Source organism: Elusimicrobiales bacterium (assembly GCA_041651175.1).
Taxonomy (GTDB): Bacteria; Elusimicrobiota; Elusimicrobia; order Elusimicrobiales; family Elusimicrobiaceae; genus JAQTYB01.
Genome location: JBAZJT010000018.1, coordinates 19,215 through 43,294, shown reverse-complemented (window position 1 = coordinate 43,294; position 24,080 = coordinate 19,215). Strand labels below are relative to the sequence as shown.

The following is a 24,080-nucleotide window of genomic DNA, read 5'->3' as shown; positions in this document are numbered from 1 at the left end:
ACAGAACCGCTTTTGTTGCGTTTCTTCCTGACAAACATAACTATATTTTATCAACGGGACACCCAAATTCCAATACCCCTCCGACGAGGACGGGCTGATTTTAGAGAGGATTGGCGAAGTCAGGAAAGTTATCCTTTCGCGCTTTTTCGCCTCGGTCCTCGCAACCAACTGAAACATTCAGGTTAGCTGACGGTTGGCTGCCCACATTCGGAACGGGGCAAGGAGCGGGGAGCGCGGCAAGTTCCCGGATTTACCGCAAGCCTGTGCAAGCCAGCAGAACGCTGCAAACCTTTGCAATATCGCGTCCGGATATGCCCGGATACAGAGGCAGAGACACCGCGGAAGAAAACGCCTCGTCCGCTCCCGGGAAGGCGCGCGATTGCGCCGCATCCAGATGCAGCGGGCGGAAAACCGGCCTGTGCGCCGCTATTCCCGCCTTGTTCAGCTTTTCAATGACAGCCTGCGCCTTGCCTCCCGGCACACGGACAACATACCGGAAATATATCCGCCCTTCCTGCCGCAACGGCAAAACCAGACTGGAGCCGGAAAGCGCGGCATCATACATGTCCGCCGCGGCCTGTCTGGCGGAGATGAATTCCCTAAGCCTGCGCATCTGGACAAGGGCGAGCGCGGCCTGTAAATCCGTCAGTTTGGCGTTCTGACGCGGTTTGTCGGCGGGTTTTTTGTCATACTCGCGCAAATCCCGAACCTCTCCGGCGATTTCTGCGGAATCGGAGAGAACCATTCCCCCCTCGCCCGCCGCCATGAGTTTTGTCGCATAGAAAGACGCTGTGCATGCATCGCCAAGCGCGCCGGCAAAGCGCCCGTTTACGGTGGCCCCGAAGGAGTGCGCGCAGTCCTGTATCACGAAAGGCGCATCCGGCGCGATATCGCCCGGGTCGCAGGGCAGGCCGAACATATTGGGCAGGATAACCGCCTTGGTCCTGCGCGTCATCGCCCGTTTTATGTCCCGGCGCGACGGGTTGAAAGCGTTCGGGTCGCAGTCCGCCAGCGCGGCGCGCGCGCCCCGCGCCATAACCGCATGCCAGGGCGCGCTGCAGCAATAGGAAGGGATTATAACCTCGTCTCCGGGACCGACGCCGCGCGCCGCCAGCGCAAGCTCCAGCGCCTTCATGCCGGAGGAAACCGCCGCCGCATGTTTTATGCCGGAGATTTTCCGGGCCGCGGCTTCAAGACGCGCCGTTTCGCCGTTCTGGGCCAGCATTCCGCTTTTGATGACGCGGATAACAGCCGCCGTCTCCTTTTCGCCGAGGCATGGCCTGGAATGAGGAATTTTCATGGCAAACTGCCTCCTGAGTGAAACAACAGGTCAAGCGCGGATAGTCCGGGAACGAATTCGCCGCCTGACTGCCGGTATGCGGGCGGGGCGTAGTTCTGGAACTCCACTTTTATCCCCGCGTCGGAAAAAAGTTTCATATCCATATACTCCTTCCCCCCCGCGCCGGCCAGATATGTGTCCGCCCCGAATTTGCGGCACAAATTCACCAGCCGCATGCTGGCGGCGCCTTCAACCGGATTGGCGGAGAGCATCTCTGTCCGTGTTTTCACGCCGAGCATCCCTGCCAGGGACAGAACAGACGCCGTGTTTATCCGCGACAGATATTCGAAGTCCTGCGAGTATATTTTTTCCACCTCCGCCATTATCCGCGCGAAGTAATCCGTATTCCCGTAATTCTGGACCAGCGTTTTCAAATGCTTGCGCTTCCAGTCGCTGGAATTGTTGATCCTGACGCGGCTTATCCACGCGCCGGATTCGTGAATCACGGGGACTGTAAGCCATTGCGGCCCCTGCGGCGTCAGGATACGGTTGCGGTTCTGCCACTCGTTTTTCTTGAACTGCACATCGTCCAGCAGCACGAATACGCCGCAGGAGCGCATTTTGTCAAAATATCCCGTCCAGGGCATGAATTGCGGCTGGTGGGCTGAGAGTATCACTGTTGGCCCTCAATAAAAATGGGATTGGACAGCAGCGCCCCGTTGGCGCGGTGCGAGGCCGCAAGCCGGTAATAGCTGCTTTTTTCAGCCGCGCCGTGAAACTCATGGGAATACGGAATTGCGGCTTCTGTCTCAAAAACGACCGTGCCGTTCCGAATGAGCCTTATATGCGCCCGTGGCGCATTACCGGAAAGCGCGAACGCTATTTCATGCCGCCCGCCGCAGTTCAGCTTCTGCCCGGACTGCGCGGTCCGCCCGCCGCAGGAGGCCTGCCAATTGTCCAGCCGCAGCGCCTCGCCGCCGTCCGGCTGCACCGGGTAGAATTTGCCTTCCTTAAGCGCAGCCAGCGTCGCAGCGGGGGAACGGTTTTCCGCCCGGACCATCATGTAATTGGTGTCTATGCAGGTGCCGTCCTTGCCCTGCCGGTGATAATCAAGCTCGGCGAAAGCCCAGGCCGGCCTGGGGCGGCGGCCCTCTACAAAAGCCAACAGCGCCCTGTCCCACGGCCCGCCGGCAACAGTCATGTATTTATTGCCTTCCATGAATGCGCCGAAACCCAGCGTATAGGGCGCTATTTCAAGGCAGTCCGTATAAAGCCCGGTCTGCGCGCTGACGCGCGGCGCTATGCGCGCCGGCGTCCGCCAGTTGGGCGCTTCGGGGTGATGCCAGAAGCACAGAAACCCGTTTCTGTCCGCATATTCAGCCAGGGCGGCATAAGGAGCATCCGGCGTGCGCCCGGCGTAAATGTCATACGGATATGGGCGGAATGGCCATAGTTGCGCAAGCAAAACAGCACAGGCCAGCGCAATAGCAACGGCCGCCTTTCGCGCGCCGCGCCGCCACAGCAGCCATGCGGGTAAAACCATCAGCAGCGGCAACAACGTCCAGACGCGGAAGGGAAAGCCGCCCGGGTTGCCGGACACCGGCAGGCGGCGGTAGAGCTCCGCCTTTTCCATGCCGGCCACCGCCATATGCCGGTGCCAGTCATTCACCGTAAGGCCTTGAATTATATTGCCGGACCAGCGGTAATAAGCGGCGGCCTCCACGCCCGGAATGATGATTATATCGGGAAATTTCGCGCGCTGCGCCGCGATTTCTTCCAGAAACGCGGACGGGCCGCCGCCCGTCACGGATTTTCTTGAAACGGAGGCCTTCAGCAGCCGGCGCAGCGGCGGCAGGCCGTATTCCATGCATGCGGCGGCGTCGTCAGCCAGCACCACCGCGTCTATCCCCGCCGCAGAGGCAAGCTCCAGCGTTTTGCCAAGCGGCTGCGCATCGCCGTCCGCGCTGAATTGGGTATGCACGTGCGCAACAGTTTTAAGTTCCGCGGCCCCGCAGGGGCAGCAGACAAGAAGCAGCAATGCAATTATCTTCCGCATAACTTTCCGTAAAGCCTGTCCAGATTGCGCGCCATGGCCTGACCGCTGAAATAAGGCAGCCCGTTTTCGTCCGGGCGGATTACCGCCGCGCGGCCCGCCTCGCCGAATGCGCGGCGAAGCCCGGCGTCCGCGGCCAGCTTATCAACCGCGCCGGCCAGCGCAGACGGGTCCGCCGGCGGGACCAGAAAGCCGGAGACGCCTTCTTTCACTATATCCTTTATCCCGCACACATTACTCCCCGCAACGGGTTTTCGCAAAAACTGCGCCTCTATCACAGTGCGTCCCAGCCCCTCGTTAAGCGAAGGCTGGATATAAATATCCATGGCTGCCATCCAGTCCAGCGGGTTATCCCTGTGCCCGGCGAATATTATTTTTTCCGCAAGCCCCAGTTCCGCGCAGCGCCTTTCCAGAAATTCCCGCTCCGAACCGCCGCCGACTATCATAAAACGCGCGCTTGCGCGCACGAGTTTTGCCGCTTCAAGGAAATAGCGCACGCCTTTGACCGGCTCCAGCCGGGCGACCGTGCCTGCGATAATATCGTTCTCCGCAATCCCGTGCTCCGCGCGGATTTTGCGCCCCGCCCGCAGGATTGCGGCCTCCCGCTCCGGCGGCGGGAAGTCCACGCCGCTGGGTATTACCACCCATTGCTCCCTGCTCCCTATTCCGGCGGACAGGCTTTCCTCCAGTTCGCCGGAGGAGAGTGCAATTAATGCATCGGTAACCGGCGCGGCGATTTTCTCGGCAACGGCATATATGAAGGTTTTCAGCCCGCCGAAATAGCCGTAGAGCACATGGCCGTGCGGAGTGTGAACCACGGCGGCACGGCACGAGCGCGGCAGCGTCATATTACTCGCAAACGCGGCCCAGCGGCCAAGAATGCCGGCCTTGGAGGTGTGTGTATGCACTATGTCCGGCCTGACACGGCGCAGCAGCAGGGCGATTTTCAAAAAAGCGAGAAAATCTAGCGCGGGATTCACGCTGCGCCGCATCATGGGAATTTCCCAAACCGCCGTACCCGCCGGAACAGCGGTCCTGAGCGCGCCCGCCTCCGTTCTGCCGCATATAAGCACGGTCTCCCCCGTCCGCGCCGACGCCAGCACATTGGCGGTGGATCCGCCCGCCTCCAGCCGCGTTATTATATGCGCAACTTTCATAACAGCCGCTCCGCCGCGGCGAACACTTCCTCCGGCCTTATGGCCAGCATGGCGGGGCTTGGGCGGTTTTCATCCCCGCAGGGGAAACCCGCATGCTGTATGAATTCAAAACGCCCCGCAGCCGGCGCATACGGCCCGTCGCGGCGGATGTCGCTTATCCCCGCCAGCGCGACAAAAGGCGTTTCAAACGCATTGGCCGCGTGCATGAGGCTGGAATGCGTGGTTACCAGCAGCCGCATGGATTTGACCAGAGCCAGTGTTCCGTCAAAACCGAATTTCCCTGCGGACACAGCGGCCCCGCCGGGTATCTTTGCCGCTATCTCCGCCGCGAGAGTCTCCTCCCCCGGGCCGCCGGTTATAAGCGCAGGCATTCCGGCGCGCAGTTTAAGCATTTGCGCCACGGCGGCAAAGCCGTCCGCCGTCCAGCGGTGGGACAGCTGGGCTCCGCCGGGATTGATGCCAATGAACCGTCCCGGCGCAAGCCCATTCCGCGCCAGGAAATCGTCCGCCGCGCGCCGCGCCGGCGCGCTTATCCAGAGATCGGCCTTCTCGCGCGGCTCGGCCCGCCCGCCCAGGCGCGCGACCAGCCGCGCGTAATGCTCGCCCTGGCAGACACCGTCGGCGGAAGAGTCGGGCAGTTTTATGCCGTAAAAAAAACCGCGCCCGTCGGTGTCGCGCCCCGCGCTGGCGGAGGGCGCAACCGCCAGGAACAATGCCGCCATTTTAAGCATTCCCGCGGCGGAGCTTATCTGGTATAAATTCACCGCCAGATCGAAACGCCCGCGCCGCAGTCCCAGCGCGGCATTGAAGCAGGCGGCCCAGCGCGAAGGCGGCAGCAGCCCGGAATTGTCCATCGCAACGGTCTCTTCCGCGCCGAAGCCGCGCGCGTATTCCAGCGTCCTGGAGGAAATGGCCAGCGTCATCCGCGCGCGGGGATAGAGCCGCCGCAAAGCCTTCAGAGCCGGAACCGCGATTATGAAATCGCCTATTCCGGCGGACAGAATAACCAGCAGCCGCTCAACGCGGCCCGGTTCCGGCGGAGTCTTCATAAGCCTGCTGCCATGCCTCCAGCATCACAAGCGACCATATTAAATCCGCATTGCCGCGGGCGCCGCTTTTGTGCTCCCTGATTATAGCTTTCACCGCGGCGGGGTTGAACAGGCCCCGCTTCTTTATCGTTTCCGGCGACAGGTATCGTTTCTCAAGCTCCCCCATACCGCCGCGCAGCCACAGCGGCAGCGGAACCATGAACCCCTTTTTGCGCCCCGACAGCACTTTTGCCGGCAAATGCGGCGCCAGAATTTTACGCAGCAGCGGCTTTAACGCAAAACCGCCAAAGCGCCGGCTCTGCGGCAGCGCGCAGACAAATTCCGCCAGCTTCGCATCGCAGAAAGGCACGCGCAACTCCAGAGAGGAGGCCATGCTCATCCTGTCGGACATCATAAGCAGGTCGCCGGGCAGATAGGTTTGCATGTCCAGCTGGACCGCGCGCATAGCCAGGCTTCCGGAGGCCGCGCCAAATGCGGCGCGGTGCGCCGCGGACGGGTCCGCGTTTTCAAGCGCGGCACGGAAATCCGGCGAATACAGCCCGCCATGCCCGCCCCGGAACGAAATCCACGAATTATAGCATTCAAACGGCCCCTGTTCCGCCCCGCGAGTGAAACGTTTGGCCCAGTTGGCAAGGTCGCGGCTTTTGCCGCTTTCCGGGAGTTTGTCCGCCAGCGCGGCGGCGGCGCGCCGCATGGAAGCGGGCAGGCGGTTATAAACCGGATAAAGTTTCATGCCCAGATAGCGGGGATATCCGCAAAACAACTCGTCGCCGCCGGCGCCGGACAGCGCGACGGTTACATGCTTTCGCGCCTCGGCGGCAATCAGATAATTAACAAGCGCGCCGGAGTCGGCGTGCGGCTCGTCAAAATGCCAGGCGAGGCGGGGAATCAGTTCCGTTATGTCCGGGCTGACCGTTATCTCGCTATGCTCCGTGCCGTAGCGCTTTGCAACAAGCCGGGCCATGTCCAGTTCGTCATAGGATTTCTCGCTCGGGTTTTTGTAGCCGATGGAAAAGGTCTTCAGCCGCCCGGGTGAATGCTTTGCGGCAAAGGCGGTTACCGCCCCCGAATCCAGCCCGCCGCTGAGAAAAACGCCCAGCGGCACATCGCTGGACAGATGGCTTTTGACGGTCTGCTCCAGCAGCTGCTCCGCGTAGCGCAGAGCGTCCTCCCCGGACAGATTCAGCGATCCCGGCTCCGGCGGACGCCAGTAAACCCGGGTCTCCGCCTTGCCGCCGCTGAATAGCATTATCCGCCCGGCTTCCAGCTTGCGGACATCCTTGAAAATGCTGCGCGGCTCCGGGATGTAAAGGTAATTGAGATATGCGTCCACGGCCTCATGGTCCATAGCGCGCGGCAGGCCGCGCCATTTCAGAAGCGCCTTTAATTCGGAGGCAAAAACCAGTTTCCCGCCGCCCAGATAATAATAAAGAGGCTTTATGCCCAGCGGGTCGCGCGCCAGCAGCAGGGAGCGCGCGTCCGCATCCCAGAGCGCGAAAGCGAACATCCCCTCCAGCTTCCTGACGCAGAGCGGGCCGAATTCCTCGTAGGCGTGGACTATGACCTCCGTGTCGCTTTCCGTGGAAAAACGGTGCCCGCATTTCTCCAGCTCGCGGCGCAGGGCGCGGTGATTGTATATCTCCCCGTTGAAGACGACGCAGACGCGCCGGTTCTCGTTATAAACGGGCTGATTGCCGGAGCGCAGGTCTATCACCCGAAGGCGGCGCATGGCCAGGGTAACATCGTCAGAGAACAAAAAACCGTCGGAATCCGGCCCGCGGTGAATCATCGCGCTGGCCATTTCGCGGGCAAGACCATCGTCCCTGAAACCGGAAAAACCGCAAATTCCGCACATTATGAGCCTCTCCTCGCGTCAACAGCGGAAGCGCGCCTGACCAGGCCGCTCAAAACGGGAACCGCCTGCTCCGCCGTGATTGAAGCTATTAACCCGTCCGGGGATTCCAGCATGGCGCAGTCCGGCGGCAGAGGCTTCCACCGGATTCCGTCCTGCGGAGGCATTATGCAAAGCGATTTCGCGCCCGCCGCGCAGGCTATATGGAAAGGGCCGGAACTGTTGCCGAAAAACGCGCCCGACAGGAAAGCCAGCGCCGTGAAATCGTCCAGGCCGAGCGAATGGAAGCACACTGCGCCGTCGCCCAGGACGGCCCGGATTTCATCCAGTTCATGCGGCAGCTGCGCGGCAACGGCGATTTTGCAGCCTGTCGCGTCCGCGCAAAGCGCGGCGGCCTCCGCGAAACGCCGCGCCGGCCAGCGCTGGAGGGGGCTATGCGCCCCCGGGTGAACGAGCAAAATCTTGTCCCCGCCTGAGATGCCGGATTGCGCCAGCCGCCCGCGCATTTTATCCAGCGCATGAGCCTGCGGTATCAGAAAAGGCAGGCCATGCGGGGCGTCCGCCCCCGCGGTTTCGGCCAGTATTTGCAGTTCGCCGGTAAAATGCAGCCCCAGCGGGCGTGGCGCGCGCAGGTTCAGGAACAGTCCCCTCCCCTCCATATCAAACCCGGCGGCAACGCGCGAGCCGGACAGCGCCGCCAGGGCGGCGGTGCCGCAGTCCCGGTCGGCAAGCATGTCTATGGCCATGTCAAAGCCGCAGGCGCGCAAGCGGAATATATCGCCGGCGCGCCAGCCGCGCCATTCAATGAAACGGTCTATCTCAGGGCTTGCGCGCAGCAATTCTTTCGCAAAAGGCCGGGCAAGCAAAGTTATCTCCGCTGCCGGATATTTCTTCCGCATCGCGGAGAAAAACGGCGTAGACAGGACCATGTCCCCTATCCTGTCGGTCCGTATGAGCAATATTTTTTCCGGGGTTGCGCGTCCGCCGTCCGGCGCGGCGTCCGGGCGCCGGGATTTCGGGCCGGAGGCTGACTGCTCCTCGGGTAATTGATCTCGCAGCCCGTGAAACGGAGCCAGCAGCAGCCGCCGCAGCGTCAGCAGCGCAAAGCGGATAAAACGTCGTCTGCGCGGCAGCATACGGTATGCGTTCTCAACGGCCCGCGCCGTTTTCTCCGCCGTGAAACCGCCGCGCGCCGCCGCCAGCGCGGCAGCGGCCATTTTTGCGCGCAGGGACGGATTTTCCGCCAGGAGCATGATTTTTTCCGCGAGCGCGGACGCGTCTCCGGCGGGGAAAAGAAAACCGGTTTCGCCGCCGCGCACCGCCTCCGGGTTGCCGCCGCTATCGGAGGCGATGACGGGAACTCCGCATGCCATAGCCTCTATTATCATGCGCGAAAACCCCTCCGGCGCGCGCGAGGGCAGCGCGGCAATGTCAAAAGCCGGATACAAAGCTGCCGTGTCCGCCGCAAACCCGGTCATCACGACATCTCCGGCTATGCCAAGCCGGGAAATCCTGCACGGAAGCTCCGCCTGCATTGCGCCGCGCCCGGCCAGCACGAGTTTGGCATTGCCAAGGCGCGGCTTCAAGGCGGCAAATGCTTCCAGCAGGCAGTCCAGCCCTTTGCTTTGCTCAAGCTGTCCGGCATAGCCTATGGTCAGCGCGTCCGGCGCGATTCCAAGCGCGGCTTTGGCGGAGGCGCCGCCGCGCGGCTGGTATTGCGCGCAGTCCGCGCCATTATAAATCACGAAAAGATTATCCGCCAGGAAAAACCGCCTGGACACGGCGCGAGACACCGCTATCACGGCGGATGAAAAAAGCTCTATAAGCAGGTCGTGCCGGCTGCGCTCCGACACGCGGGCGTGAAACACCGTCTCCGCCAGCCCGTCGGCAAAAGCCAGCGCGGACATTAGCGCGATATCGGGCGTGTCGGTGTGAATTATCTCAAAGCCGCGCTCCCTTGCGGTTTTGCGCAGGAAGGCGCAGAACGCCGCAAGCCCCCCCAGCTGCCACGGGCGCAGCATGGGATATTCGCGCACGATGACAGGCACGCCCAGAGAGCGGGCCAGAACCGCAACCTCGCAGTCCTCCGCGACCAGTACAGACGGCGCGAAGGCAGCGCGGTCCAGGTGCTTTAGCAACAGCAGAAGGCTGCGCTGCCCGCCTCCCGCGATGCGCGAAAAGCCGGAGATAAACAGCACGTGGCGCGGCTTACCGCAGCAACAACTTTCCATAAACTTTTTCCACTTCGTCCCGCATTTTTTCCAGCGTGAATTTGCGGCGGTATATCTCAAGCCCGCGGGCGGCCATTTTTTCGCGCAGCGCGCCGCCGGAGATAAGGCGGTCTATCGCGCGGGCGAGGGCCGGGGCGTCCGCAGGCGGCACAAGCAGCCCATTCTCCCCGTCGGCAACGACTTCCGGTGTTCCGCCCAGCCGGGTCCCTATCAAAGGTTTCCCGGCGGACATGGCCTCCACCAGCGACAGGGAAAGCCCCTCCCGCTCCGAAGAGGGCGAGACCGCCGCGTCCGCCGCCGAAAACACCGGCGACAAATCCGCCGCAACCCCGGCGAATATGACGCGGTGCGCAATACCCAGGCTGCCCGCCAGTTTTTTCAGGCTGCCCTCAAGCGGGCCGCCTCCGGCCAGAATTATATATGCTTCCGTTTCCAGCTTTGCCGCCGCCCTTATGAGAAATTCAACCCCCTTGTGCGGATGGAACGAGGCGACGCAGCAAACCGCTCCCGCCCCCGGCGGTATGCCCAAGGCGCGGCGGGACTGTTCCCTGTCCGCCGGTTTGGCGGGAGGCGCGCCGTTGTAAATCACGGCCGTTTTCGGATACAGAAAACTTTCCTCCGCTTCAACGGAGCGGCGCACCGCCTCGGAACAGCAGATTACCGCGCCCGTGGCCCCGGCAAGGATTCTGTCCAGCAATTTCTGTTTAGGCGAAAGTCCGCTTAACGTGGTGTGATGATGCGCTATCGATACGCGCCTTCCCGCCAGCGCCGCGGCGGCCCCGGCGGCGGAGCGGGCCGTCATGCCGTGGGCATGGACAACGTCTATATCCTCGGAAATTATTTTCCTGCGCAGAGAGGCAACAAAGGAAGCCGTAATCCTGCTGCCCATTCCCAGAATTTCCACCCCGACACCGGCGCGCTCAAGCTCCCCCGCCATGACGCCGCCGGCGCAGAGGCACCACACCCGCGGCTGCACCGCCGGCCCCGCGGCAACAGACAGGTTATAAATCACCTTTTCCTGCCCCCCCATTCCCATATCCTGGGTTATATGCGCGACTTTAATAATAAGCCTCACCCCGCTTTTTCACTCCGGAGACGATATCAGCCAGCAGGTTAATCCGGTCATGGTATGAATGGCGGGACAGCGAGAATTCATGCCCCGCCCGGGCGATACTTAGCCGTTGGGCATCATGCGACAGATAATAAGTTATCTTTTCCCGCAGTTCGGCTGCAGTTCTGAAAACCGCCATATGTTCGCCCTCGCGGAACAGCGCCAGAACGTCGCGCTGCGCGTCGGTCAGCAGGAAAGAGCGGGTGGCCAGAGCTTCAAATATGCGCGGGCTGGCCTGATGACAGGCATATTCCGCCGGCTGATGTGCGGCACACAGAACTATTTTCGCCCCGGCGTATATGTGCATCCATTCTTCCGGCGGAACCTGCCGGGCGGTGGCGCGCAGCGGCGAGCCGGGCCTGAGTTTATTCCAGCCCGGGCCGGAAATTCGCAGCTTCACCGGCATATTCGCTATGGCTTCAAGCAGCTTTTCCCGCGCGGGATAATGCGAGCCGACAAAGCAGACATCGCAGCTTTCGCCCGAAGGTGGCTGCGGTTTGTGAAAACCGCGCGCAAAACCGAACGGCAGCCATGTCGCGGCAAGAAGTCCGCGCGAGCGCAGCAAGTCCAATGCCTCAGTACCGCCGCAAAAAACGAAATCGTATTCGGGCGCGGCGGCAGCCAACTCCGGCGGCATAAAAGCGTCTATGGTCCACAGCGCGGTTTTAATTCCGGCAGCGCGCAGCCGGCGGACGGTTGCCCCGGATATTCTGTAGCCACCCGCCACCAGAACCAGGTCCGGCTTTCCGCGCAAAACGGCGTTTTCCAGGGCTTTGTTTATGCGCCCCATATCCCAGCACGCAAGCGCCGGCAGCGCGTCGCGCAATCTGCCGGGCAGGAGGAAAGCGCGGTCGTCAAAGAAATCCAGTTGATGGGAATTGCCGGTTATCGCCCATTCAATATACTCGGTTATGGTCGCAAAATGCGGGTTGCGGCAGGTGGCCAGCAGAATTTTCATTCCCCGCCTCCGCCGGCCTGCGGAGCGGAATTACTGGCGGCCACCGCCGCTGCCAGCGCGGCCAGCAGCCAGAACGGCTGCATGATTTTGACGGTTATAAATGAGTTGGATGTGATGGCGTGCGTCAGCAGCCCGGCAAGGGCCGCGATAAGGCCCAGTCCCAATCCCCGCTCCCACGGAGCAGCCGCCGTGAGCGCGCATTTTCTGCCGGCATAATACACCGCGCCGGCTAACCATATGAAAACGCACAGTCCCGCAATCCCCAGTTCACCCAGTATCAATCCGTACTGGGTGTCAACGAAACCGACGCCGGTTACGCCATGTCCCAGAAACGGATGCTCCGGAAATTTCTGAAACAGTATCCATTTCCAGGTCCAGGCGCGCTGCGCGGCGGAATCCTCCAGTTTGACGTTGTAGCCCGCCAGATTGACTTCGTGGGTTGCGAACTGCCGGTCGCCCCTGAAAGTAAGCTCCACCCGGTCGTAGAACGAGTCGCGGACCGACGGATTTATGAAAACACACAGCGCCGCCCCCAGCAGCGCCGCAAGCACCACGCCTCGCCTGCGCGCGCCGGCCAGCAACGCCGCGACCAGCACGCCGAACCCGGCGTAAGACGCGCGGGACAGCGTAAGAACAAAAGCTGGAAACATCGCCATGAACACGCCCGCCGCCGCGTACAGCCGCGCGCCGGACATTTCCGTCATCATGCCAAGAAGCAGCCCGAATACCACGAGGTAATAACCGCCCAGCGTCCCCGGCTCGGAACTGGACCGTATGCCGTACAAACCGTCGTCAAACGGGGCGGTGGCGCGGTCGCCGGTGCGGAAGTGGTAGTTGTATGCGTAGGCCGTAACCAGCAGCGCGGTTAAAATGAACATTTTCAGCAGGCGGGAAACCTCGGCCTTGTCTGTTGTCACGTTGACCGCCATCAGGAAAAGGAAGAAATACTCTATATATTTCAGCGTGTAAAAAGCGCTTTTGGCGGCGTCAAGCCTGCCTGAGAGTATTCCAACCAGCGTTGAGAGCGCGCATACGAATGCATATGCCGCCGCCGGAGCGGTTACCGGCGTCCGCCTGAACAGCTTGAGTTCTTTTGACACGGCGGTTTTTGCAAACCATGTAAAAAATACGGCTAACAGAAGCAGGTCATCGTAACGCAGCGTCAGTAAGCGCCCCCCCACGCTGCCAAGCGCCAGTTCCGGCGACAGCATCATGGAAAACACCAGCGTTTCCAGTCCCCTGCGCGGCGAAACCAGGGTAACCGCTATCAGCGCGGCGGCAAGCAGCGCGGCCAGTCCCAGCGGGGCCGAGACCGTTACGGCCACCCTGCCCATAACGGCGGCGGCGGCCAGGGCGAACAGCAGTTGCCAGAGTATTATTGATGTCTGCATAAATAAAAGCCTATGCGAAGGCCCGAATTCAGGCCGCGCGCTAGGCGCGGCTGCGCCGCTGTGCTGTCCGCACTGCAAACAGCCGCAACGACGCGCGCGGCCTGAAGGCGGGCCTCCCCGAAGGGGCCGAGCCGCTTTCGGGCTGCAACCGCGTCGCCAAAGGCCGGACATACGAACAGTATGTCCAGCCTTTGGCTTCTTGTTTCGCTGCGAAATCGGCTCAGTCGCATAGGCTTTTATTTATGCAGACATCAATAAGCCTCCCCGCGCGCCGGGTAAATCAGGAATAGTGGGAATAATGCGTGGCATGATGAGAGGAATCGTCTGCGGGTGTGAGATTGTTTATCACCGCCCCCAGAAGTTTGCTTTTGCCTATTTCTCCCAACTGCTCCCTTGTCCGCTTCAATGCCATGCGGCTCACCTTGCCGGCGCTGTAGACCAGCACTATCCCGTCAACCAGTTTGGAGAGGATTATGGCGTCCACGAACAGCAGCACGGGCGGAGTGTCAAAAACAACAAGGTCAAAATCAGCGCACCATTCCTTGATAAGGCGGGGGATGCTTTCGCTCTCCAGCACGCTGACCTTGCTGGGCGCGGGGCGGCCGCAGGTGAGTATCTTGAGGTTGTCTATGCCGGCGAAATAGGCGAGCTTTTCGGGCGCGATGCCGCCCATCAGGAAATCCGCCGTGCCGTGCACAACATCCTGCCAGCGCGCAGCGCCGGACACCACGTCCACAAGCCCGGGCTCGCGCGATAAATGCAGCGCGCCGTAAAGCGAGGAACCGCGCAGGTCAGTGTCTATCAGCAGCACTTTAAGGCCGGCGTTGGCTGCGGCTATGGAGAAATTCAACGCGCACAGCGTCTTTCCCTCCGCCGCGCCGGACGAGGAGAATACCAGCGCGGAGCCGCCCTCGCGCCGGCCCAGCTTGGACAGGATATTGGCGCGCAGTATGTGGAACGGCTCGGCCATTTTGGATTTGGGGTCGTGGCTGAAAATCAGCATGTTGCGCAGCGCCTCTCCCTGCTGCGCGCGGGAGCGCGAAAACAGCGTTTTCCAGGACCATCCGGGGCCGCCGTCCGCCCGCTCTATGGAAGGCACAAGTCCTATCACGGGAAGCTGGGTGAACTTTTCCAGGTCTTCAATGTTGGTTATGGAAAGGTCCATGTTTTCCATGACAAAGGCCAGCGCCACTCCCAGCACGATGCCCAGTATAAGACCGGTAGCGTAATTGCGCGGCTTGTTGGGAGAAGCCGGAGACGACGGCGTCTCGGCGGGGTTTACCACCTGCATGGACGGCGCCAGCGAGTTCAGCAATATCCTGGTTTCCTCATACTCCTTGCTGAGCGTGGTATAAATCTCGTCGTTCTTTCTGACCTCGCGTGTGAGGCGGGACAGTTCGGTCTCATGCGCGGGCAGTTCGACCAGCTTGTCTTTGATGACCTGGATTTTTTCCGTTATGTCTACCACGTCCGGATGCCTGCCGGTATAGCGGGAAAGCAGTTCCTTCTGCTTAATCTCCAGTTCCATCAACTGGGAGGACAGGGAACTTTCATGGCTGGCGGCATGATAATTCTCCAGAAAACGCTGCCTTGCCTTCTCGGAGCCGGTCAGCGAATCCCTGACCTGCTTCTCGCGCGTGTCTATGCTGGAGAGCTTGGTTCTGACCTGCCGGGTTTTCTGTTCCAGGTCATATTCCAGGCAAGCCTGAGCCAGCGCATTGGCGTATCTGGAGATATAGACGGGGTCGCTGCCGGAAACCGTTATCCTTATGAATTCCGAATCTTCAAGGAGGTCGGCCCGATACGACACGGAGGGCAACATCAGCCCCCCGGAAAGCAGCCCCGTCCGGCTTGCCGCCTCCTCCGCCACGGGGGGAGCCTCCATATTATGAACGGCCACTGCGGGCGGAGTGTCAAACTCCGGCAGTTGGGAATGCACCATGCGCATCAGCACGGAGGTTTTGTAAACCACCGGAAGGCGGCTTGTGTAGTAATGCGTGAAAAATACAGTGGCTGCCGCCGCCGTCAACGTTACCCACTTCCTGCGCCTTAGCACCCGCCAGTAATCATAGAGCGACATTTCGGCTATCATATCAGCGATGCGCCAGCAGCGACAGCGTTATACCGAAGGTGAACAAGGTGGCCCAGGGCACGAAATTGTCTGAAATCCAGCGCGCGCTTTTTGTAACGGGCTTGATTGGCACATAAAGGATATCCTGCGGCATAAGCTGAAAATTTTCGGACAAATCCCCGGCAAGGAAGGATTCCATGTTAACCTCTATCATCGTGGTGCTGCCGCCTTGCCTGCGGAATACTCTGATTTTGGACAGGCGGGCGTTATCCTTGAAGCCGCCGCTCCTGCTTACGAGATCCAGGACGCGCATTCCGTCCTTGTAATCATAGACGCCGGGGGTGGTGATTTCGCCGGCGGACAGGACCTTTCTGTCCGCAAAAGATTTTATGTTTACGGAAACCTGCGGTTTGTTCACATAGGCCGCGAGCTTCTGTTCCAGCATGGTTTCCACCTCCGACGTGGTGGCGCCCATGACGTGAACGGGGCCTGTCATGGCCATTTCCACGGTGCCGTCGGGCTGAATCATGACCTCGCGTGAAAATTCCCTGGCGGGGAAAACCACTATATTGAGAACATCGCCCTGAAGCAGACGGTATGCGGTGTCCGGCAGGGCGGGTATTTTGGTTTCCGGCGGGGTCTGGGCAAATGCGCCGCAAACGCAGTTGAAAAGCACAAGCGCCGCCACAATAATTCTGGCCATCCGGCCTCCTTGAAAAAGCAGTACTAATATACCATTTTTGACGTAAAATTCGGTCGCGCTATTGAGAACATGCTATAATCCCAGATATGGTGCAAAACACGGTGCTGCGCAGGAACAGCAACATGATAAGCCGCGTAATCGGCGGCGAGACCGTGCTTCTGCCGCTTTACCGCGACTCGCGCGAAATCAACTGCATTTACACGCTTAATCCGGCGGCAGCCTGGGTCTGGCGGAGAATTGACGGCAAAACCGGACTGGACAAAATAGCCGGTGAGGCCGCGGGCGAATTCCGCTCCTCCCCAGCCGAAATCCGAACCACCCTGTCGCGGCTGGCGGCGGAGCTGAAATCCATAAAAGCCGTAATGTGAGGCATCATGCCGTCAAAACCGGTATTCAACCCGGAAATCACCCGCATAAAGCTTAACCCGGAACAGGCGGTGCTGGCCTGCTCCTGCTACAGCAACAAAATCACCAGTTCCACTCCGTCCAAGACGGTAACTTACACTGTCTGCAGGAAAAACAGGAAAAACAACAGCTATTGCAACAAGCACACCTCCTCGTCCGCCGCGTCCAGTTAGCGATGCGATGCAAACCAGAGGCACGGCTTATTTTGAAGGCAGGCTGGACTCGCTGAAAAGCCCCCCTCTGCACTGCCAGCTGGAACTGACCTACCGCTGCAATTACAACTGCCTGCACTGCTACTGCAAGGGCCGCGAAAACGCGGGGCGTGAATTGCCCTGGACGGAAATAGCGGGCATATTCTCCCAAATGGAAAAAGCGAACTGCCTCTGGCTGACGCTGACCGGGGGCGAATGCCTGCTGAGGCCGGATTTCGCCGAAATATACATGTCGGCAAAACGGCGCGGTTTTATAGTGTCGGTGATGACAAACGGCTCGCTGATTGACGGGAGGATTCTCCGGCTTTTTGCCAAATCGCCGCCGTTTTCCGTTGAGATGACCATAAACGGCGCCCGCGCGGACACTTTCAACCGCGTTACCGGAACTGCCGGGCTGTTCCGCCGTGTCCGGCAAAACGCGGCGAGGCTTGCGCGGGAGGGCGTGCCGGTAATCGTCAAGGCCAATCTGCTGCGCGAAAATGCCGGAGAGCTGGCCGGCATGAAGAAATGGGCCTCGGGACTGCCGGGCCGCCGCGGGCCCGGTCGTTACAATTTCAGGGTGGACCCGTTCATTCATCCCCGGCTGGACGGCGGCATGCAGCCGTGCCGCCACCGGCTGGGCGCGCGGGATATCGCAAAGGCATTCTCGCGGGACGCGGAACTGCTCTCCGAATTCCGCTGCGGTCTCCGTTCTCCCGCCGCGCCGCTGGAACGCGGTCGGAATTTCCTGTATCAATGCACATCCTGGAAGGATCAGTTTTTCATAAACCCTTTCGGAGTGATGAGTTTCTGCCAGCTTACGGACGAATACAGCGCGGACTTGAGGCTGGTCCCTCTTGAAAAAGGCCTTGCCGGCCTGCGGCGTCTGGCACGCGCTAAATTCAAAACGGGGTCCGAATGCATAAGCTGCCCGCTGCGCCCGCTATGCGGCACATGTCCGGCAAAAGCCGCGCTGGAAACGGGAAACGGAGAAGCCCCCGTTCCCTATTATTGCGAAACTGCCGCGGAAATAGCGAAAATGTCATTGAATGAAAGAAAAAAGCTGCGGGGAGTTCCAAAGCAGGGCGCTTGACGCCGCCTGGCGCGGGCGGTTTCCGCTGCGCGCGCTGATAGAGCTTACCTACCGCTGCAATTTCCGCTGCCGCCACTGCTATGTGCCGGACGGCTGGAAGGCCGCATACCGCCGCCGGGAGATGACAACGGCGCAGGTGTCGGCGCTTATGGACAGCCTGCGCGCGGCGGGATGTCTGGTGCTGGGTTTTACCGGCGGGGAGCCCTTCCTGCGGCACGACATTTTCGCCATACTGCGCCGGGCGGTAAAGCTGGGCTTCCAGGTCGTCGTGAACACCAACGGCTCGCTGATAGATGCGAAGGCGGCGCGGCGGCTGGGACGAATCGGGCTCAACAAGATTGACATAACGCTGCCCGCGGTATCGCCGGATATTTTCGATTCCGTAACCGGCAGGGCCGGCTCCGCCGGGAAAGTGTTCCGGGCCTTGCGTCTGCTGCGGCAACAGAACGTTCCGGCGGCTGTAAAGACATGCGTGCTGGCGGAAAATGCGGCGCAGGCGCGCGCTGTGGCGCGGTACGCGCGCATGTCCGGCCTGGCGCACCGCGTGGATGAATTGCCGTTTCGCCGGCTGGACGGCTCGCCCGTGGAATGCTGTCCGGGGCCGGGAACATCCGGCGCCCGGCGCGTATCCGCGCGCGGCAAAATGCCGGTTTTTTTCTGCGGAGCGGGAACTGTTCAATGCGCGATAACCCCCGCCGGGGAATTAAAATTCTGCGCGATGACGGCGTATCCGCTGCTGCCGGTTTTCCGGCTGGGATTTGGCAAGGCCTGGAAAATGCTAAACAATATGGCCGAAAGCATCCGCCCCGACGGGATTTACTGCGGAGCATGCAGCCTGCAGCCTCAATGCAAAGGCTGCCCCGCCAGGGTATGGCTTGAAAAAAAGGTTTTCGCCGGCTGCGCGCCGGAGCATAAACGTCTCGCCGCAAACCGGCGGATGCGGCCCGCGGCGCGCCGCGCGGACAAAGAGCAACGGCATGAATGAACTGTTTCTGAAAATAGCGGGGATTGTCACAAGGCTTTCAAGCCGGTTTCCGCTGTCGGAAGAAACCAGCAGCGTCTCAGGCGGGACGGAACGTCTTGCCGATTTCATAACAACCGCGCGCAGTCCCGATATAGAGATACGGGTTATCCCGGTACGCGCGCTGCCGTCTCCGCCGCGCTCAAAGCCGCTTTTCAACGTGCTGCATCCCGGCGACAATAACCCCAACTGGCGGCTGTTCCGGCGCGGGGCGGGCTATGTTTATCAATGCCCTCTGAAAGGCAAAAGGCAGATATACTTCATAAACCGCGGGTTCAACAGAGTATCCGCATATCTTAAGGCTGCACCGGGCTGCAATGGCTGGCTGGCGCAGGACATAGTTTACGATTTTCTCCAGGTGCTTATGGTGCATTACATGGCCGAAAGGGGCAGCGGCATAATAATACACGCCGCGGGAGTCCGGGACGGGGCGCGCGGCTTTGTCTTTCCCGGAGAGTCCGGCGCTGGCAAGAGCACCATATCGCGGCTGTGGCATGCCGCCGGCGCGCTGGCGATTAACGACGACAGGGTAATAATCCGCCGCGCGCGCGCCGGGTTTGAGATGCACTCATCCCCCTGGCACGGTGATTTTTTCGATTACACGGCGCAATACACCCGGCCTGTCAAAATATCATCGCTGTTTTTCATACGGCACGGGAGAACCGAATATGCGGTCCCTCTCTCCGCCCCGGAAACGTTTATGCGGCTATACCCCGCGCTGTTTCCGGTTTTCTGGGACAGGCGGCTTCAGGAAAACCAGCTGGGCTTCATGCAGAAATTGTCCGGAGCGGTCCGCGCGTTCGCGCTGCATTTCGCCCCAAGACGGAAAGCCCTGGATTTTATCCGCGGATTATGAGAGAGATTGCATACCGCAAATTCAGCCTCGCCGCGCATTTGCGCGGGGAAGCGCCTGCCTGCCAGTTTGAACTCACATACCGCTGCCCGCTCAAATGCGCGCACTGCTACTGCTCCTGTTTTGCGGGTGAAGCAGGCATGAATCCCGCAGAGGTCCGGCAATGTCTGGACAAGCTTGCCGCCGCCGGGGTTTTGTGGCTCTGCCTCACCGGAGGAGATCCGCTGTCAAGGCCGGATTTCCCGGAAATATACGATTACGCGAAATCGCTGGGGTTTATAATAACGATATTCACAAGCGGCACGCTGCTTGCGCCGGAAACGGTGAAACGGCTGGCAAAACGACCGCCGTTTGCGCTTGAAATCACTGTCAACGCCGCGGAACCGGAGCTTTTTGACAGGCTGGCCGGAACGCCCGGCGCGTTCCGCGCGGTTGACGCCGGAATAAGGCGCGCGCTGGCGGCGGGGATTGCCGTTAAACTGAAAACGCAGCTTATGTCGGAGAATTTTGCCGCGCGGCGGGAAATAAAACGGTATGCGCAAGCCCTGGGCCTGCGTTACAATCCGTCGGTAAAACTGTTTCCGGGACTGGATGGCAGCCTGTCCCCCTGCAGGCTGAGGCTTTCGCCGGAGCAGCTTGCCTGTCTTGAGCGCGGCAACCCCGGGCCGCCGCGCCTGCGGCGCGGCGGCGGGCTGTTCCGATGCGCGGCGGCAGCGTGCAATTCCATCCATCTCAATCCGCGCGGCGAGATGTTCCTGTGCGGCTTCATCCGCAAACCCGCCTCAAGCCTGCTAAAGCGCGGAGTGGCGCATTGCAGAAAAATTCTGCTGGCGGCGGCACGCCGCCTTGACAGGCTGCCCTCCCCCTGTTCCGTCTGCCGCATGAGAAATGAATGCATGTGGTGTCCGGGAATGGCAATTCTGGAGACGGGTTCGCCGCAGAAACCCGTTGACTACTGCTGCCGCTCCGCGGAGGCATTGTGCGCGAAAGGCTGAATCTGCTGCTGCGTTTCATGGGCTACGCCATGCCCTCCGGGCGCGCGTTTGCCGCCGTGCTGGCTTTTTCGGCGCTGGAGCTGGGGCTGGGGCTTGTAAAGCCGTACCTGCTTGAAGTGTTCGTTGACAAGGCCCTGCTGCCGCAAAGCATGAGAACGTTTCTGGCGGTGGGCGTCGCCGGCGCGCTGATTTTTTTGCTTGCCGAACTGGCCTCCGCCATGCGGGAATGGACGCAGGAAAAACTCTCCGGCGCAGCGGCGCTGCGGCTGCATCTCAAGTTCGCGCGCGGCTTCTACTGCCAGAGCCTGGACTGGCTGCGCCGCCATAAATCCGGCGACGGCGCATTCTCGCTGCTCAACGATGCGGACGCGGCGGTTGTCTTTGCGACGGAAGTCCCGCGCGCCGCGCTGCTGCTGGCGGCACGGCTGGCTTTTACATTTCTGATAGTGGCCGTCATGGAATGGCGGCTGGCGGCGGCGGGCGCTGCGGCCTCTCTGCTGGTTTACGCGCATTCGCGCCTGTGGCGCAGGGCGGCGGACGACGCCATACTTCTGCGGGACCAAACGCACATGGCGGTTTATTCCTGCCTTCAGGAAACGCTGCCGCGAATGCTGGCGGTCAAGGTTTTCGGCGCGGAAAGGCGCGAGGCGAACCGTTTTGCCCTGAAAACGGCGCGGTATCTGCGGGCCGAGCGCGCTCTCGCTCTGTCGCGCATAAAACGCCAGGTTTCGCTCAATCTGGCGGTGAAATGCGCATTCGGCGCGGTCTCGCTGACGGGGATGTGGCTGGTGGCAAAAGGCGGCCTTTCCGCCGGGCAGCTGGCCGCGGTGATGGCCTATACGGCGCAGCTTATCTCAGCCCAGGGCGAGGCCGCCGCCCTGTCCGCCGAAACAGCGGAGGGCGCCGCCGCCTGCCGCCGGCTTGATAAATTATCCGGCCAGCCGCGCCGCACGGATGGGCCGCGCCCGCACCCCTCCGGAGGCGCGCTGTGCTTTGAACGGGTCGCCTTCGGCTACGACGGAGCAGATGTGCTGCGCGAAATCAGCTTCAGCCTGCCGGAAGGCGGGCATTTGGCGGTGGCGGGTGTCTCCGGCGCGGGGAAGACCACGTTGGCGCTCCTGGCGCTGGGGCTTTACAAGCCGCGCGCCGGAGTTGTAACGCTGGGCGGAGAGGATATATGCGGGCTCATCCCGTCTGAACACATTTCCGCCGCGCTGCAGGACCCCATGCTTTGCGACGGAACCATAATGGAGAATATTCTCTGCTGCGGCGCGGATGCCGCGAACGCGCCTCTGGCATGCGCCACCGCCGCAGTCGCGGTGTTGGCGGAAACGCTTCCGCAGGGATACAATACGGCAGCCGGCGAAGCCGGCTCGCGGCTTTCCCGCGGGCAGAGGCAGCGGGTCGCGCTGGCGCGCGCGCTGGCAGCAAAACCCGCGCTGCTTGTGATGGACGAGGCGCTCTCTTCGCTGGAGGAGCCGCTTGAGATTGAAATCATGCGCGCAATCCGCGCCGGCTATCCCGGCATGGGGCTGCTTGTAATATCCCACCGCATGAGCGCGGCCGCGCTTTCAGACTCCGTGCTGTGGCTTAAAGACGGAGCGGCAGTTGTCTCCTGTTTCGCCGCGCTTTCAAAAAACCGCGAATTCACCGCCTCTTTCGCCAAAAAAGATGACAGACTATAACACCGCCGCCCGCAATATCCTGCTTATGCGGGAGGCGGATTTGCTGTCGCGCGAGTGCGCGCGCGGCGGTTTTGATGTTATTTTTCTCAAGGGCGCGGCTCTGCTGGCGCGCGGAATGTGCGGGCCGCACGAGCGCACCATGAGCGATTTAGACGTCATTGTAAGCCCGGAGAACAGGACCGCGGCGCGCCGCGCGCTGGCCCGGCTGGGTTACCGGAAACTGGACGGGGTGTTTCAGGCTTACGGCAAAGGCCGTGCCATAGCGGATCTGCATACGGAACTCTGGCACGCGGATTACGCCGCGCTGCGCGCGGAGGCGCAATGGGCTGAAAGCGAAAACGGGCGGCTGCTTGTTCCCTCTGCGGAGGACATGGCTTTGCATGTCGTCGCGCACGCCATGCTGCACCAGGGCGGGTTTCCGCCCCGGGCGCGCAGGGATTTCGCGTTTATAGCGGCAAAGGATTTCAACTGGGAAAAATTCCGCCTCCGCGCGGCGGAGTTCGGAATGAAGGCGCTGGCGGCGTCGGCAATCGCCTGCGGCAAAACGCCGGCTCCGCCGGAAATGGCGGACAAATTCGCGCTTGCGCCGCTTCAGCGGCCTATGCTGGCGCTTTTCCTGCGCGCGGCGCGCGGCGACGGCGGCGTTATGTACGAGTATATTCTTCCCGCAGCTTATAAACCGGCGCTTGTCTGGCGCGCGGCCTTTCCCCCCGCGCATGTCCTGGAAGAGAAAATGAAAGCATCCCCCGTCCTGCGCCGGGTCGCCAGGCCGCTAAACGTCCTGCTGCGCGCCTGCCGGAGGATATTTGAAAGCTACGGGCGAGGCGTCGTTTCTCTCTAGATACGGAAGCTGCCTGACTATGTGCAGTAGCGGATTGCCCAGCAAGTCTATCACCGAGCAGCCCGCAGTGGAGCTTTTGGTTATGAATACCTTGGGACGTGTCAGATATCCGGCGTTGGTGTCCATAACATGTCCGATGTCGCCGGAGGAAAGCTCAACCCATGAGCCGGGCGGGAATATCGTAAATGTCTCCGTCACCGATTTCACTATATCCGGCCTGAACTGCGTTCCGCTACCTTTGATTATATGGCGGGTTACGTCCTGCGGCAGCAGCGGCTTGCGCCAGGGCCGTTCATGGCACATGGCCTCGTAGGTGTCGGTAACCGCTATGATTTGGCCCAGGGTTCTGATTTTTTCCTTGGTGAAACCGCGGGGATAGCCGAGCCCGTCAATGCGCTCGTGAACGTAGATAATCTCCTGAAGCACGCTTTCCATCAGCCAGGGATTCTCGGCCAGCAGCGCCTTCACTACTTCCATGCTGTAGACCACATGGGTTTTGATTTCCTCGTATTCCGCGGTGGTAAGCGCGCGCGGTTCGTTGGCAAGGTGGCTTACCCGCGTCATTCCCACATCATGGAGCATTGTGGTGAAAAACAGCACTTTAAGGTCCTGCTCCGCAAGTTTAAGCTTCATGCCCAGATGGCACGCCAGAATGACTGCGTTCACAATATGGTATGGCAGGAACGGACGCACCGAGGGATACTTCAGCGTCAGCACAAGCAGATACGGATTCCCGGCGGACAGGACGTTCATCAACTCGCAGAAAACGGCGTCATGCGAATTCAGGGACAGCGGCTGCTTCCCCGCGCTGGCGTAAAGCAACTGCGCGACACGGTCCAGCAGCAGCGCGTAGACAGCGTGCGCCGCAGTCTTTTCAGCCGTCTCCGCGCACACAAACGAGGACGGCTTCGCCGGTGCGGACGGACGTCCGGACGGCAGGGATTTGGACTCGCCTGAAGCCCTCGCGACGTTGTCATTCGATTTCGTCCCGCCGCTGTCATTGTCCCTGTTGTACAAGGAAGAGAATTTCATAACCTGCTCCAGACGACTTTTTCCCGGATTATAACATGCCACGCAGGAATATCGCCCTTATATAGTCTATGAGTTTCACCAATACCAGACAATAATGCGTTAAGGGTAT

General features: G+C 60.9%; 21 protein-coding genes. 8 read left to right on the top strand and 13 right to left on the bottom strand.

Annotation, left to right across the window (positions count from 1 at the left end; all coding sequences use genetic code 11):
- Positions 1-250 precede the first annotated feature (250 nt).
- From WC421_09705 to WC421_09650, 12 genes are all read right to left on the bottom strand, one after another.
- Complete coding sequence (locus WC421_09705; GenBank protein MFA5162509.1) at positions 251-1,300, bottom strand: DegT/DnrJ/EryC1/StrS family aminotransferase; 1,050 nt, start codon at positions 1,298-1,300, stop codon at positions 251-253.
- Positions 1,297-1,956 carry a WbqC family protein gene (locus tag WC421_09700; protein MFA5162508.1) on the bottom strand — a complete coding sequence of 220 codons (660 nt, stop codon included), beginning with the start codon at positions 1,954-1,956 and terminating at the stop codon, positions 1,297-1,299. Before WC421_09700 ends, WC421_09705 begins: the two co-directional genes overlap by 4 nt.
- A complete protein-coding gene (locus WC421_09695; protein MFA5162507.1) occupies positions 1,953-3,335 on the bottom strand; it encodes a hypothetical protein in 1,383 nt (460 codons plus the stop codon). Before WC421_09695 ends, WC421_09700 begins: the two co-directional genes overlap by 4 nt.
- Positions 3,323-4,489 carry a glycosyltransferase family 4 protein gene (locus WC421_09690; protein MFA5162506.1) on the bottom strand — a complete coding sequence of 389 codons (1,167 nt, stop codon included), beginning with the start codon at positions 4,487-4,489 and terminating at the stop codon, positions 3,323-3,325. Before WC421_09690 ends, WC421_09695 begins: the two co-directional genes overlap by 13 nt.
- A complete protein-coding gene (locus WC421_09685; protein ID MFA5162505.1) occupies positions 4,486-5,538 on the bottom strand; it encodes a glycosyltransferase family 9 protein in 1,053 nt (350 codons plus the stop codon). The genes WC421_09690 and WC421_09685 overlap by 4 nt, the downstream gene beginning before the upstream one ends.
- Positions 5,507-7,393, bottom strand: coding sequence for an asparagine synthase (glutamine-hydrolyzing) (gene asnB / locus WC421_09680; GenBank protein ID MFA5162504.1), 1,887 nt, complete (start codon positions 7,391-7,393; stop codon positions 5,507-5,509). Before asnB ends, WC421_09685 begins: the two co-directional genes overlap by 32 nt.
- On the bottom strand, positions 7,393-9,621 hold the full coding sequence (locus WC421_09675; GenBank protein MFA5162503.1) for a glycosyltransferase: 2,229 nt from the start codon (positions 9,619-9,621) through the stop codon (positions 7,393-7,395). Before WC421_09675 ends, asnB begins: the two co-directional genes overlap by 1 nt.
- Positions 9,599-10,696 carry a glycosyltransferase family 4 protein gene (locus WC421_09670; GenBank protein MFA5162502.1) on the bottom strand — a complete coding sequence of 366 codons (1,098 nt, stop codon included), beginning with the start codon at positions 10,694-10,696 and terminating at the stop codon, positions 9,599-9,601. Before WC421_09670 ends, WC421_09675 begins: the two co-directional genes overlap by 23 nt.
- Entirely contained in the window at positions 10,680-11,690 is a 1,011-nt protein-coding gene (locus WC421_09665; GenBank protein ID MFA5162501.1) for a glycosyltransferase, read from the bottom strand. Before WC421_09665 ends, WC421_09670 begins: the two co-directional genes overlap by 17 nt.
- Positions 11,687-13,081: an O-antigen ligase family protein gene (locus WC421_09660; GenBank protein ID MFA5162500.1), complete on the bottom strand. Its 1,395-nt coding sequence runs from the start codon at positions 13,079-13,081 to the stop codon at positions 11,687-11,689. The genes WC421_09665 and WC421_09660 overlap by 4 nt, the downstream gene beginning before the upstream one ends.
- Positions 13,082-13,361: 280 nt before the next feature.
- Positions 13,362-15,173: a GNVR domain-containing protein gene (locus WC421_09655; protein ID MFA5162499.1), complete on the bottom strand. Its 1,812-nt coding sequence runs from the start codon at positions 15,171-15,173 to the stop codon at positions 13,362-13,364.
- A 1-nt stretch (position 15,174) separates the two neighbouring features.
- A complete protein-coding gene (locus tag WC421_09650) occupies positions 15,175-15,855 on the bottom strand; it encodes a polysaccharide biosynthesis/export family protein (GenBank protein MFA5162498.1) in 681 nt (226 codons plus the stop codon).
- A gap of 86 nt (positions 15,856-15,941) precedes the next feature.
- On the opposite strand from WC421_09650, the gene WC421_09645 reads away from it, so the two are divergent.
- From WC421_09645 to WC421_09610, 8 genes are read left to right on the top strand one after another with little or no spacing between them, the layout of a single operon-like run.
- Positions 15,942-16,223: a PqqD family protein gene (locus WC421_09645; GenBank protein MFA5162497.1), complete on the top strand. Its 282-nt coding sequence runs from the start codon at positions 15,942-15,944 to the stop codon at positions 16,221-16,223.
- A 6-nt stretch (positions 16,224-16,229) separates the two neighbouring features.
- Positions 16,230-16,433: a hypothetical protein gene (locus WC421_09640; GenBank protein MFA5162496.1), complete on the top strand. Its 204-nt coding sequence runs from the start codon at positions 16,230-16,232 to the stop codon at positions 16,431-16,433.
- Positions 16,434-16,440: 7 nt separating this feature from the next.
- Complete coding sequence (locus WC421_09635) at positions 16,441-17,544, top strand: radical SAM protein (GenBank protein MFA5162495.1); 1,104 nt, start codon at positions 16,441-16,443, stop codon at positions 17,542-17,544.
- The gene (locus WC421_09630; GenBank protein MFA5162494.1) at positions 17,501-18,529 is read left to right on the top strand and encodes a radical SAM protein; all 1,029 of its coding nucleotides are present in this window, start codon (positions 17,501-17,503) and stop codon (positions 18,527-18,529) included. The genes WC421_09635 and WC421_09630 overlap by 44 nt, the downstream gene beginning before the upstream one ends.
- A complete protein-coding gene (locus WC421_09625; protein MFA5162493.1) occupies positions 18,522-19,421 on the top strand; it encodes a hypothetical protein in 900 nt (299 codons plus the stop codon). The genes WC421_09630 and WC421_09625 overlap by 8 nt, the downstream gene beginning before the upstream one ends.
- A complete protein-coding gene (locus tag WC421_09620) occupies positions 19,418-20,413 on the top strand; it encodes a radical SAM protein (protein ID MFA5162492.1) in 996 nt (331 codons plus the stop codon). The genes WC421_09625 and WC421_09620 overlap by 4 nt, the downstream gene beginning before the upstream one ends.
- Complete coding sequence (locus WC421_09615; GenBank protein MFA5162491.1) at positions 20,398-22,098, top strand: ABC transporter ATP-binding protein; 1,701 nt, start codon at positions 20,398-20,400, stop codon at positions 22,096-22,098. The genes WC421_09620 and WC421_09615 overlap by 16 nt, the downstream gene beginning before the upstream one ends.
- Complete coding sequence (locus WC421_09610; GenBank protein MFA5162490.1) at positions 22,085-22,939, top strand: nucleotidyltransferase family protein; 855 nt, start codon at positions 22,085-22,087, stop codon at positions 22,937-22,939. The genes WC421_09615 and WC421_09610 overlap by 14 nt, the downstream gene beginning before the upstream one ends.
- Here WC421_09610 and WC421_09605 read toward each other — a convergent pair.
- Positions 22,871-23,971 carry an HD domain-containing phosphohydrolase gene (locus tag WC421_09605; protein ID MFA5162489.1) on the bottom strand — a complete coding sequence of 367 codons (1,101 nt, stop codon included), beginning with the start codon at positions 23,969-23,971 and terminating at the stop codon, positions 22,871-22,873. The genes WC421_09610 and WC421_09605 overlap by 69 nt on opposite strands.
- Positions 23,972-24,080: the final 109 nt, after the last annotated feature.